Raw genomic sequence first — 12,055 nt, 5'->3', positions numbered from 1 at the left:
TCAACAACAGTTAATCCGAACATAGCCTTTAATAATGCTGAAAATACTATGATTGATAGAGCCATGCTTTTTGTGTCGGATTTACCAAGGTATTTTTTATGCTTTGCACATAAAAAAAGACGTCCTAGGACGTCTTAGTATTTGAAATTGGTGGAGCTGGCGGGATTTGAACCCGCGTCCAGAAAATGTCTACCTTTGGTACTACATGCTTAGTTTGTCATTTATTTAACTGCTTGGAACTCCGACAAACAGGATTTCCTTGCAGCTGGCCTAATACTGTTTCGCGGTTCACCCTTAGACAAGGTTCCCTCGCTATCCTACTTGGATGACCTTCCGAATCCCCGCTAGCAGGAAGAGACTAGGGTGGAAGGGCCTATGCCGGTTATTAAGCGGCTAGTGCGTATGTTTCGTCGTTTGCGACTATTTAAATGCGGCTTTTTTAAGAGGCCAACCGCTCCTCTGCATGCACCTCCAGCTTCCTAGATCCTGTCGAATCCTAATCAGCCCCGAGTGTGATTTTCAATAATAGCACAATTGTTACATGGTGAAATACATTCTTTTGAAAATTACAATAAATTTTAAGGGTTTGGCTATAAATCAACCAAAAATAACATCTATTTTTTCAAAAGCTTAGCTGTGTGGCTTTCAGTTGAAGCTTTGCTTAAACAGCAACACACAAACATTGAGTATTATTGAACTACCACAGATATAGGGATGCTTGAGTAAAATTCAAGTGCCGAGAGCACAAGGGCTGTGCAAGAAACGCAATTTATAAACTAAATTAGCGCTTTTTATCTGATTACTTTAGCGAATTTTTAAGGAAATAGTGCCGATGTAATGATGCAATTAGTAGCAAGAACCATTAAAGTACGTGAGCATAATTAAAAGGCTTGTAGTGTAAATGTCTTCAGATTCCATATTGTATTCTCCGTATACCTTGCCATGTGGCGTAACAGCGCGAAACCGTCTTGTTAAAGCTGCGATGGAAGAAAATATGTCGAGTATGGGAAATATTCCCGGAGAGTCTTTGTACTCACTCTATCGATATTGGGCCCACGGCAATTTAGGCATGGTGATCACAGGTAACGTTATGGTCGATAAAGGCGCCATGACAGGGCCAGGTGGCGTTGCACTAGAAAAAGATACCGACATTGCACCGTTTCAAAAATGGGCAAAAATCATTAAGTCTAATGGCGCTTTAGCCATAATGCAGATTAATCACCCTGGTCGACAGGTTTTTAAAGCGATGAAAGGCAAAGCTATTGCGCCTTCTGCGGTACCGCTTGATATGGGTAAACACTCCAAGCTGTTTGCTCAACCTCGAGAAATGACCTGCCAAGACATTCACGATGTGTGCAAACGTTTCGTTCAAACCGCTAAGCAAGCTGAAAAAGCCGGGTTTGATGGTGTTGAAATTCACGCCGCTCACGGTTATTTGCTTACGCAGTTTTTGTCTCCGCTTACTAATCAGCGCCAAGATGAGTGGGGCGGTTCTATTATTAATCGCGCACGCTTGCTGATAAACATAGTTAGTCAGGTTCGGGCGGTTTGCGCTAAAGACTTTATTGTTATGGTAAAGCTTAACTCTGCAGATTTTCAGAAAAATGGCTTTTCTTTTGATGATGCCTGTGAGGTGGTAAATCGCTTGGAAGCCTTGGGTGTTGATGTTGTAGAGTTGTCTGGCGGTAGTTATGAAGCGCCTGCCATGCAAGGGCAAACCCGTGACGACACCACGCTGGCAAGAGAAGCGTACTTCTTGGAATTTGCGCAGGCTCTGGTGAGTAAAACTGATATTCCGCTTATGACAACTGGCGGTATAAAAAGGGCCGAGGTAGCAGAGGAAGTGATTGAGCAGGGCTGTGCCCTTGTTGGATTAGCCAGCGCCCTTGCCATTACGCCCGACTTAGCTAAAAAGTGGCAACAAGAATGGGCGTATTCGGGCATAATTCCACACTGCTCTTGGAAAGATAAATCACTTGCAAGCCTTGCAAATATGGCCATGGTGCGAAGACAACTTAGACGCCTTGGGAATAACCTAACCACCTTAAGAAACCCGTCACCGCTGTGGAGTCTGATCCTTGATATGCTACATCGCAAGAGAATGACGAAACGAGACGTAGGTTAAACCTATTACACTTCTTTTTTGGCAGCCCAAATAAAAACACAGCGTTAAACGCTGTGTTTCATCATTCTTTCTTTTTGACGTTGCCAATCTTTGTCTTTAATGGTGTCACGCTTGTCATGGGCGTGCTTACCTTTTGCTAGGTGAATTTCTAGTTTCACCCAACACTTTTTCCAATACATAGACGTGGCAACGATTGAATAACCTTGGCGGTCTCGCGCACCCATTAAGCGGTCAATTTCTCGTTTGTTCAGCAACAATTTGCGAGCACGCTCTGGGGCTGCGATAACGTGGGTAGAGGCTTGATTCAGCGGACTAATTCTACACCCTACCAAATACGCTTCGGCATTCTGGATAATAATGTACGCATCGGTAATGTTCACTTTACCGGCACGAATACTTTTAATTTCCCACCCTTGAAGCTCAAGTCCGGCTTCGAACTTGTCCTCTAGGAAATAGTCGTGACGCGCTTTTTTATTCTGCGCGATATTTCCTGTGGTGTTTTTGTTGGCTTTATTCTTTTTCATGCTGGCTATTATACTGATTGTTCGAAGGAATGTCTTTAGTTGTCATTGTTATCTTATATTGGGGCATTTGGTTCAAAACCGAATACAAGCGAACCAAATATTCTGTGATACAATGCGGCCAAGAGTTTTAATTGTAGTGGAATCAATGCCAAGTATTCATAGAAGCGCGCTGGTAGCCCATAGCGCAGAAGCCATGTTTAACTTAGTCAACGATGTAGCTTCCTACCCAGAGTTTTTGCCAGGCTGTACCGATAGCAAAATCCTCGACACTTCATCGCAAAGCATGAAAGCGTCATTATTAGTGGCGAAAGCTGGTATCAAGCAATGGTTTACAACGCACAATGTGTTAGAGCCAGGTAAAAGTATTCAAATGCAGCTGGTCGATGGTCCGTTCCGGTCGCTTACCGGTGGTTGGACATTTTCAGCATTATCAGAGGAAGCCTGTAAAATTGAATTAAACCTAGAGTTTGAATTTAGCAATAAGTTAGCTGAAATGGCTTTTGGTAAAGTGTTCAACAGCTTAGCCAGCAGTATGGTTGCAGCGTTTACAGACCGAGCGCGGAGCGTATACGCATGAGTAATAAGCTCATCAATATTGAGGTGGCCTACGCGTTGCCCACCAAGCAAACTATCATTGATGTTGCTATTCATGAAAATGCGACGGTAGAAGAAGGGATAAACGCGTCTAACGTGCTTGAGCAGTTTCCCGAAATCGACTTAAAAGCAACAAAAGTGGGTATTTGGAGCCGCGTGGTTAAGCTACGCGACAGGATTACCGATGGCGATCGTATTGAAATTTACCGCCCGCTTATTGCGGACCCTAAAGAAATTCGAAAACGCCGTGCTGAGAAAGCGAAAGAGGAAGGGCGCGCTGACAAAATCACAGGTGGAAAGGTAAATCCACTTAAGGCGAAGTCATAGCAGTCAGCTGAGCGCTTCTACGCCAGCGCCAAAGATAGATACTAAAATGGCCTTCAAGTGAAGGCCATTTTTTTAAAGAAGACAAAGGCTATTAGCTTTTTTCTGAAATGCTGCCTAGTTCCAAGAAAGGCGAGGCATCAATATCTTCAGCGTCCATCATGCTAGCAATACGCTGAACAGTAGCGACCATTTGGCTTTGCTCCCACTCTTTTAGCTGTGAAAAGCGCTCCACAAAGTGCTCTTGAAGCGGACGAGGTGCGTCAACCACTGCTTCTTTCCCGCGCTCGGTTAAGAACACGCCCACTTTTCGTTTATCTTGCGTACTTCTTATGCGCGTAGCTAAGTCTCGTGATTCTAGTCTATCTAGAATATTCGTGATGGTTGCAGGACTTAGGTTAATATTCTCTGCTATTTCGCGCACCATTATACCTGGGCGCTCTTCAATATTTTGCATTACCAATAACTGTGGGCCTGTTAAACCCACATGTTTACTTAGCTGCTTGCTGCGTAGGTCTACAGCGCGTATTACGCGCCGTAGTGCCACTAATAGTTCTTCTTCTTTTCGCATGTTACTTCCAACAAATGCGTAACCCAGCGGTTACTTAAGCAAATGAATAAAATGTTGGTGCTTATGATAGTGATCGATGACGTCATTTATGACCGAAATCTTCGACCAGCCCATAATATCATAGTTTTGACCACCTTCACTCAAGTGCACTTCGGCGCGATAGTACGTTGCCTTTTCGTTTTCGTCCAGTGCTGGCGTATCACTTGGGCCAAATTCAGGCTGTTCTGTCGGCACTGGGTGCACAGCATATATGAATTCAGGGTCATTACCCATATCAACAGTCAAAATGAGCGCTTCGTCCGTGTCTTCAATCTTTATTTCAAACTGTTGCGCTTTAAACTCTTCACCTACCTCAGTAAGCGCGGGTTTAACCACTTTGTTTATATAGCGACGAACGGCGGTTTCATCCGGAAAGGTAACAATATTTTCAAGGCGTTCTTTCCAGTTTTTATCTGAGTCATTGTGCTGCGGTGTACCCGTTAGTACTTGTAAACTTTCACGCTTATACGCCTCGATACGCAGCGCTTTCAATAAGCCCGAGATGGCGATAAGCAGCACAATGGCAAATGGTAGGGCAGCTGCAATCGTCATAGTTTGCAGCGCGCCAAGTCCACCGGCGTATAGTAAAATTGAACTCACCACACCAACGCCAACAGCCCAGTATACTCGTTGCCACAACGGCGTATTGTTTTCACCGTGTGAACACAACATATCGACAACCATGGCACCCGAATCACATGAGGTTACAAAGAATACAATGACCATCAATACTGCTATAAGACTTAGCACTGAAGAGAAAGGGAACTGTTCTAGAAACACAAACAGTGCCACTGAGGTATCTTCATTTACCATTTGTGCAAGTACGTCTTTACCTTGTACCAACACCTGATCAATAGCGGTGTTGCCGAATACGGTCATCCAAAATAGTGTAAATGCTGATGGAATAAGCAGTACGCCCATTACAAATTCACGAATGGTTCTACCGTAAGAGATACGCGCGATAAACAGGCCAACAAATGGTGCCCATGCTAACCACCAACCCCAATAGAAGATAGTCCAGCCACCAATCCAGTCTGTTTTTTCATAGGCGAACAAGTTAAATGTGTTGCGCACTAAATCAGACAGATAAGCGCCAGTGTTTTGCATAAACGCTTGTAGTAAAAATACGGTTGGGCCTAAAACAAGAACAATTAAAAGTAGCAGTAAGGCTAAAACCATATTGGTTTCTGACAGACGGCGGATGCCTTTTTCCAAGCCAGTAGTTACAGAAATAACGGCTAAACCAACAACACCTGCCATTATAGCTATTTGAACACCAGTATTTGACGGTAAACCAAATAAATAGTTAAAACCCGCATTTACTTGCGAAGCGCCGAAGCCAAGCGACGTTGATACACCAAAAACTGTTGACGTAACCGCGAATATATCAACGATGTGTCCAGGCCAGCCGTAAATCCGGTCACCAATTAACGGATATAAAGCAGAACGCAGTGTAAGAGGTAAGTTTTGTCGGTACGCAAAATAGCCCAAAATCAGAGCCACTACCGCATAAATTGCCCAAGCATGAACACCCCAATGGAAGAACGTAGTCTTCATTGCTTCGCGAACGGCGTCAATGCTTTCAGCCTGCGCCGTAGGGGGCGCTAAAAAGTGCATTAAAGGCTCGGCAACGCCGAAAAACATAAGCCCAATTCCCATTCCTGCAGCGAATAGCATACTTAGCCATGTCCCAAAACTAAACTCGGGGCTTGCGTGATCTGGACCTAGTTTAATCTCGCCGTAGCGTGACATGCCTAAGAAAACGACAAATACTACTATCACGGCGACAGTAAACACATAAAACCAACTTCCGTTAGTGACAATTGCGCTCTGTAGCTTTTGAAAGATCGCATCCGCAGCTTCAGGAGCGCCTGCGGCGAAGATAAGTAAGCATAGAATCAATGCCGACGATGTAATAAACACCGGCTTATTGAGTGGAGATTTATTTTCGTTCTCAATCACGCAGTAAATTCCTTTCACCTTTTATAAATTTCGGTTTATACGAAGAAATATACCGCATGGAGCATTTTTTATAAACATCAGATGAAATTATTTGATTTGTAGGTATTTGGTGGGTGGGGCAAAGTTCAGTCTTTTTTTTGCGGTTGTTTTTACGATAAAAATTAGACTTTCTGCTAGGTTTTGGGTGTTTATGGTTAATTATTATTCGTTAGAGTAGAAATAATTAATAGATTGTGTATCGTAACATATGATCTTTTTGATATGTGTTATATGTAAACACTGTCCGAAGAATAAAAAACAATTGAAGGAAACACACACAAATGCGAAAAACTCAGCTTAGCTGTGCAATCATCGCTGCACTGGCATCCACCTCTCTGGCTGCGCAAGAATCTAAAGCGCCCGCTAAACTTGAAACCATAGAAGTTACCGCCACGAAAAGAAGTGAATCAATCCAAGATGTCCCTGTCGCAGTCTCTGCGTTAGATGGAAAAGCATTAGAAAACCTCGGTATTGATAACTTCCAAGACTACGTAGAGTTTTTACCGAATGTGGTATTCCAAGGTACAGGTCCAGGGCAGAACGAAATATACATTCGTGGTGCGGCGACCACGCAATCAAGCATTACCCTGTCATCTGTTCAAGCACTTCAGCCCTCAGTGGCTTTCTATCTTGATGAAATGCCTGTTTCTATGGCTGGCCGAAACTTAGATATTTTTGCTACCGACGTTGAGCGTGTAGAGGTTCTACCTGGGCCGCAAGGTACGTTATTTGGTGCGAGTTCTCAGGCAGGTACAGTCCGCCTAATCACAAACAAGCCAGATCATTCTGGATTTGCTGCAGGCTTCGATACCAGTATTTCTGCCACAAAAGGCGGAGATATGAGTAACACGGTGGAGGCATATTTCAACGTTACTCCAACTGACAACCTTGCGCTGCGTGTGGCTGCCTACAATGAAAGTCAGGGCGGTTGGATTGACAACATTGAAAATGAGCCAGGAAATGGTGGTTACATTGGAAGTGCAGTAGTTATTGATCGTATTTCTGGAAATGCATTGCAAAAACAGGGCATCGATCCGGCTGCTATGGATGCACGTCGTGAAATTAATGGTTTTACCCGCAGTGAAGCCGCCGTTGTGTCGCCAAGAAACAGCGAACATGTTGAAGATAACTTTAATGACGCGGTCTACTCAGGGGCGCGATTCGGGTTGTCTTACATTATCAACGAAGATTGGGATGTTCTGGTTCAACACACTCAACAAACACTTGATACTGAAGGTGTGTTTGCCTACGACCCAACGGTGGAAGGCGAAAGCTCGGCAATTCGCTTTCAAAGCGATGAAAACTCTGACGAATTTGGCTTAACCACATGGACCCTAAATGGTCGTTTGGAAAAACTAGATGTGGTGTATACCGGTGGTTACCTTGATCGTGAAATAGACACGCTTACCGATTACACAGGCTACACCAACGGCGGCTTATTTTCCGCATACTATGTGTGTACGCATTATGAAACGCCAGATAATCCAGATGACGCGCGCTGCCTCGATCCAAGTAAATACTACAAAGAAGACACTACTAGCACTCGCTTAACCCACGAACTACGTTTCAGCACAACGATGGATACACCATGGCAGCTGACGGCGGGTGTGTTTTATGACGAACAGGAAGTAGGCTCAGTAGGCCAGTTTAAAATCGCAAGCCCTGAAATCTTTGAGAACCTTGCAAGTTCATGGAATGCGCTGGCGGGTGACCGTGGAATTAACAGCGATGGTGGCCCTTTCTCTCCTGAAATTAGCTTTGTAAACGATGTTACGCATACTATCGAGCAGATCGCAGTATTTGGTCAGCTAGGCTATGAAATTACTGATACGCTTACTGCTACCATTGGTGCGCGCTGGTATCAAATTGACGATATTTATCGCGGCGCTACATCAACACGCGATGTAACAAGCCGATTAGAAGCCTATGGTCAAGGCGTGCTAGATCCCGCCGTTTATGATGGTTTGGGTCTTGACGGCCAAGGTGTTGTCGATGCTATCCAAGATGGCTCATTGGAAATTGGCTTACTAGACGGTGACGGAGTACTCACGGTTGACGATACCATCTTCAAATTTGGCCTCGACTGGAAAGTAAATGAAAACGTATTGCTTTTCGCGAACTATTCAGAAGGCTTCCGTCCACCAGTAACAAACAGACTAGGCGGTGACGCAGCGGCAAATGACACTGGGGCGTTTGCGGATTTCCGTGTTCCGGTTTACTCAACAACAGATACGCTGGATAACTACGAAATTGGCCTGAAAGGTGACTTCTTAGACGGTATTTTGCGTGTTAATGCTACTGGTTACTATTCAGAAATCAGTGACTTGCAAACGTCGCGTTTCGATCCTGCGAATATTAGTTTCTTAGTCTTTACCGATAATGTTGGTGATGCAGAAGTTAAAGGGATTGATGCAGACATTACTTGGTTAGCGACAGATAACCTAGTCATTAACGCAGCATTTAGCGTACTGGATACTGAACTGGTTAGTATTAACCCTGAACTAGAAGGTATTGCGGCTGGCGTAGGCAGTGAGCTTCCGTACTCTGCTGATTTCTCAGGCAACATTAGCGCACGTTATTTCTTTGAGTTAGACGGCGGTAAAGAAGGGTATGTTAATGCATCACTTACCTACACCGGCGACCGTCTTGCTGGCATGGTGATGAACGCCTATGCCATGGAAGATGCAACTCGATTGATTTATGGCACGGGCTCGGGTCTGAAAATTAAAGATGAGGGTGACGAGTTTAAAGGCGCAACGTATCCAGGTGCAGATGGTGAAACAATTCGCGGTGGACGCTACATTCAGGAAAGTTACGTAATTGGTAATGTATCTGTGGGGATGACGTATCAAAACTGGAAAGTTGAAGCATTCGTTGACAACGTTTTCGACAAATCAGCAATCTTGAACATTGATACTCAGCAGTATACGCCTAAGGTTGTGACTAATCGCCCTCGTACTATAGGTCTTCGCTTCTCTTACGATTACTATTAATAGTCGTTTGTCGTAAACGAAGAAGTAGATTGTACACAGTGCATTAAACGGCAGGCCTAGGCCTGCCGTTTTCATTACTTATCTTAGAAAAATTCGGTAGTATTAAATACATACCCTTTTGGCTTTCGCCAATTATCACCTGCGCTACCAAGAATTATAACGAAGGCTATGACAACAGAAGATTTTCAACATCAAGTTCGCGCTATTAAGCAAGCGCTTCAACGCGGTCAGTTATCAACTGCGAAATCGTATATTCAAGATTTATTGCCCTTGTCGCTAAATGAGCAGCAAGAAGCAGAAGTACTTTATTTGTCCGCTGTCACTTACAGGCTCTCGAACCAACATAGCGATGCTTTTAAGGCTATCGACACTCTTCTATCTCTTCGCCCAGATTACGGCAGGGGATACCAAGAGCTTGCTTACTGTCATGAAGCTGTGGGAGACCAGCAAAACGCAGCAAGTGCGTTCTTTAAAGCAACGCATTTTAACCCCGCTCTTATAAGCAGTTGGAAAAAGCTGCTATTAATCTATCAAAATCATCGCGACGCTACCGCTGAACAAATGGCATCAAATCAGATTGTGCATTTGCAGTCTCTTCCTCCGCCAATTCTGGGTGCCTACGACCTTATGTACGAAAAGCAGTTCGCTGCGGCAGAGCAAGTGTGCCGCCAATTTTTGGCTAAACAGAAGCATCACCCTGAAGCTATGATGTTGTTGGCTGAAATTGGTATGCAGTTGAAGGTGTACAGTGACGCAGAATTTTTGTTGGAAAGTTGTGTGGAATTATACCCGGACAACGAGCGGGCGGCGCTAGCTTATCAAAACGTGCTTTCAAAGTTGGGTAAGTTTCCAGAGGCCGTAAACGTTGCGCGACAAAGACTCTCAAAAAGCCCAGACAGCTTTGTTATTAAAACCAGTCTTGCCCATGCGCTTGTTGGTGTAGGGCAATTAGATGAAGCGATAGATATTTACCATGGCGTACTAGAACAAATGCCAGATAGACCTAAAGTTTGGGTGTCGTTGGGTCATGCACTAAAAGCCAAAGGCGATACTGCCGATGCGGTTAACGCTTACGAAAAAGCGGTAGGTTTTGCCCGCGACTATGGCGATGCCTATTGGAGCTTGGCGAATACGAAGACGTATAAGTTTAGTGACAAGATGCTTAAGCAAATGACTGAGCAAGCCAGCAATGATGCAATTAACTTAGACGATAAAATTCATATTTGTTTTGCGCTCGGAAAAGGGTTTGAAGATAACGCTCAGTATGACAAGGCCTTTGCGTATTACCAGCAAGGTAATGCGCTTAAACGCAGTACGCTTCAATTCGATATTGGGAAAACCGAGCAAGCATTAGATGCTCAGCAACAGGCTTTTAGTCAAGACGATTTCAAAAAAACACAGGGTTGCCAAGCGCCAGATCCTATTTTTATTGTCGGGCTTCCACGTGCTGGCTCTACACTGCTTGAGCAGATCCTAGCGTCGCACTCTAATGTCGACGGAACCATGGAGCTGCATGACATTCTGGGTATAGCGTCTTCGCTCAGCCACCAATCTACGCCATATCCGTTCAATGTTTCAGCATTGAGTGAAGAAACACTGGCGAAACTTGGTGAGCAATATATTCAGCAGACCCGTGCATATCGCCAAGGCGCACCGTTATTTATTGACAAAATGCCCAACAATTTCATTCATATTGGGCTTATAAAAAAGATATTACCCAACGCAAAGATTATTGACGCACGAAGAAACCCCATGGACTGCTGTTTTAGTGGGTACAAACAACTATTTGGTGAAGGGCAGGAGTTTAGCTACTCGCTAAGTGATATTGGCCGATATTACAATGCGTATGAAAAGTTGATGTCACATTGGCATACGGTGATGCCCGGCGACATTTTAACGGTGCAGCACGAAGATGTGCTCGACGATTTAGAAGGGCAGGTTAAGCGTATTCTGGCGTTCTGCGGTTTAGAGTTTGAAGAGGCATGCTTAGCGTTTCATAAAACCAAGCGGATAATCAAAACTCCAAGTTCAGAGCAGGTTCGTCAGCCTATTTACAAAACGGGGATGGGGCAGTGGAAGCCATTTGAATCTAACTTGGAAGCGCTGAAGGACGCGCTTAAGACGCAGTAGAAGCGCCTTGCGTTAAATAGCCGTACCTAGCGTGACTCGACTGAACTTGGGCTTTATCCTAAGCCAAGCTTTTGAAACTAGACGGTTACTTATTTACAGCGTTACAGCACCTTTAGAATAAAACGAGGCACGATTTTTACCGTGCCTCGTGTTTTTTGACACTTAAAGGCGTCAAGCCTGTGCCATTAGAGCTATTCCTAACGCTTATGGCTGATAAGGTAACGAAGATTGGTGAAGGATAATTCTAATTTTACCGTCGTCGCATTGCTTGAAGACAAAGCTCTTGTTCACAAAAATATGGCTGTCGTCTGCACCAATAAAATGTACGTTGCATTGAACAATGGCTAACTCGCCGTTCAATATGAAATCTTCCTTGCTATACCAAACCTTTACCCAAGGCTTAAGCTTGAACCCATTGTCGTTGGGGTAGTCGCTATTGCCACCTACGAAGTATGAAAGTGCCCCTTCTTTTGTTGGGCGAAATGTTTGAGCTCCATACGTTAAGGTAGGTTTAAACAGCACCTTCCCATTATCGTAATCGTAGTTTTCAGATAAAACCTTTGATGCGAACGCCTTCGCATCGCCACCTTCTGCGTGTACTTTTCCCACCGCAACAACATTGTCGCACCAAGTCTGAAGGGCTGTATGTACCATCTCTTCTGTAAACATGACGCTAACTCCTTTAATTAATAGTTATGTTATACTGTATCATTTATTTTTTGGCAATATCGCTAAATCAATGAAATGTAACTGA

9 protein-coding genes and 1 other RNA gene are annotated in these 12,055 nt (G+C 44.2%); 5 read left to right on the top strand and 5 right to left on the bottom strand.

The window, feature by feature from the left end:
- Positions 1 to 148: 148 nt before the first annotated feature.
- Positions 149 to 508, bottom strand: a transfer-messenger RNA (tmRNA) gene (ssrA, locus tag ACX5KA_RS18420).
- A 393-nt stretch (positions 509 to 901) separates the two neighbouring features.
- Here ssrA and ACX5KA_RS18415 point away from each other — a divergent pair.
- On the top strand, positions 902 to 2,125 hold the full coding sequence (locus ACX5KA_RS18415) for an NADH:flavin oxidoreductase/NADH oxidase family protein (protein ID WP_039222180.1): 1,224 nt from the start codon (positions 902 to 904) through the stop codon (positions 2,123 to 2,125).
- 44 nt (positions 2,126 to 2,169) lie between these two features.
- On the opposite strand, the gene smpB is transcribed toward ACX5KA_RS18415, so the two are convergent.
- Positions 2,170 to 2,649 carry an SsrA-binding protein SmpB gene (smpB, locus tag ACX5KA_RS18410; protein WP_014949307.1) on the bottom strand — a complete coding sequence of 160 codons (480 nt, stop codon included), beginning with the start codon at positions 2,647 to 2,649 and terminating at the stop codon, positions 2,170 to 2,172.
- A gap of 145 nt (positions 2,650 to 2,794) precedes the next feature.
- Here smpB and ACX5KA_RS18405 point away from each other — a divergent pair, with 145 nt between their 5' ends.
- Positions 2,795 to 3,226 carry a type II toxin-antitoxin system RatA family toxin gene (locus tag ACX5KA_RS18405; RefSeq protein WP_202942716.1) on the top strand — a complete coding sequence of 144 codons (432 nt, stop codon included), beginning with the start codon at positions 2,795 to 2,797 and terminating at the stop codon, positions 3,224 to 3,226.
- Positions 3,223 to 3,570, top strand: coding sequence for an RnfH family protein (locus ACX5KA_RS18400; RefSeq protein WP_458731842.1), 348 nt, complete (start codon positions 3,223 to 3,225; stop codon positions 3,568 to 3,570). The genes ACX5KA_RS18405 and ACX5KA_RS18400 overlap by 4 nt, the downstream gene beginning before the upstream one ends.
- A gap of 91 nt (positions 3,571 to 3,661) precedes the next feature.
- Here ACX5KA_RS18400 and ACX5KA_RS18395 read toward each other — a convergent pair whose 3' ends face one another.
- Together ACX5KA_RS18395 and ACX5KA_RS18390 are read right to left on the bottom strand one after the other, a co-directional pair.
- Entirely contained in the window at positions 3,662 to 4,138 is a 477-nt protein-coding gene (locus ACX5KA_RS18395; RefSeq protein WP_012518305.1) for a MarR family winged helix-turn-helix transcriptional regulator, read from the bottom strand.
- Between the two features lie 30 nt (positions 4,139 to 4,168).
- The gene (locus ACX5KA_RS18390) at positions 4,169 to 6,139 is read right to left on the bottom strand and encodes a BCCT family transporter (RefSeq protein WP_458731841.1); all 1,971 of its coding nucleotides are present in this window, start codon (positions 6,137 to 6,139) and stop codon (positions 4,169 to 4,171) included.
- Positions 6,140 to 6,459: 320 nt separating this feature from the next.
- On the opposite strand from ACX5KA_RS18390, the gene ACX5KA_RS18385 reads away from it, so the two are divergent.
- Positions 6,460 to 9,171, top strand: coding sequence for a TonB-dependent receptor (locus tag ACX5KA_RS18385; protein WP_458731840.1), 2,712 nt, complete (start codon positions 6,460 to 6,462; stop codon positions 9,169 to 9,171).
- A 168-nt stretch (positions 9,172 to 9,339) separates the two neighbouring features.
- On the top strand, positions 9,340 to 11,301 hold the full coding sequence (locus ACX5KA_RS18380; protein ID WP_458731839.1) for a tetratricopeptide repeat-containing sulfotransferase family protein: 1,962 nt from the start codon (positions 9,340 to 9,342) through the stop codon (positions 11,299 to 11,301).
- 204 nt (positions 11,302 to 11,505) lie between these two features.
- Here the strand turns inward: ACX5KA_RS18380 and ACX5KA_RS18375 are convergent, their stop codons facing one another.
- Positions 11,506 to 11,970 (bottom strand): hypothetical protein, encoded by a 465-nt coding sequence (locus tag ACX5KA_RS18375; protein ID WP_039222169.1) that lies wholly within the window; start codon positions 11,968 to 11,970, stop codon positions 11,506 to 11,508.
- Positions 11,971 to 12,055 lie beyond the last annotated feature (85 nt).

The sequence above is a fragment of the Alteromonas alvinellae genome (genome assembly GCF_902705805.1).
This window is presented reverse-complemented; position numbering and strand designations above follow the sequence as displayed.

What these genes read in the sequence shown, in the direction of transcription:
- ACX5KA_RS18385 (WP_458731840.1), top strand. Translation starts at nt 6,460, where the DNA reads ATGCGAAAAACTCAGCTTAGCTGTGCAATCATCGCTGCACTGGCATCC.
- ACX5KA_RS18405 (WP_202942716.1), top strand. Translation starts at nt 2,795, where the DNA reads ATGCCAAGTATTCATAGAAGCGCGCTGGTAGCCCATAGCGCAGAAGCC.
- ACX5KA_RS18400 (WP_458731842.1), top strand. Translation starts at nt 3,223, where the DNA reads ATGAGTAATAAGCTCATCAATATTGAGGTGGCCTACGCGTTGCCCACC.
- ACX5KA_RS18415 (WP_039222180.1), top strand. Translation starts at nt 902, where the DNA reads ATGTCTTCAGATTCCATATTGTATTCTCCGTATACCTTGCCATGTGGC.
- ACX5KA_RS18375 (WP_039222169.1), bottom strand. Translation starts at nt 11,970, where the DNA reads ATGTTTACAGAAGAGATGGTACATACAGCCCTTCAGACTTGGTGCGAC.
- ACX5KA_RS18395 (WP_012518305.1), bottom strand. Translation starts at nt 4,138, where the DNA reads ATGCGAAAAGAAGAAGAACTATTAGTGGCACTACGGCGCGTAATACGC.
- ACX5KA_RS18380 (WP_458731839.1), top strand. Translation starts at nt 9,340, where the DNA reads ATGACAACAGAAGATTTTCAACATCAAGTTCGCGCTATTAAGCAAGCG.
- smpB (WP_014949307.1), bottom strand. Translation starts at nt 2,649, where the DNA reads ATGAAAAAGAATAAAGCCAACAAAAACACCACAGGAAATATCGCGCAG.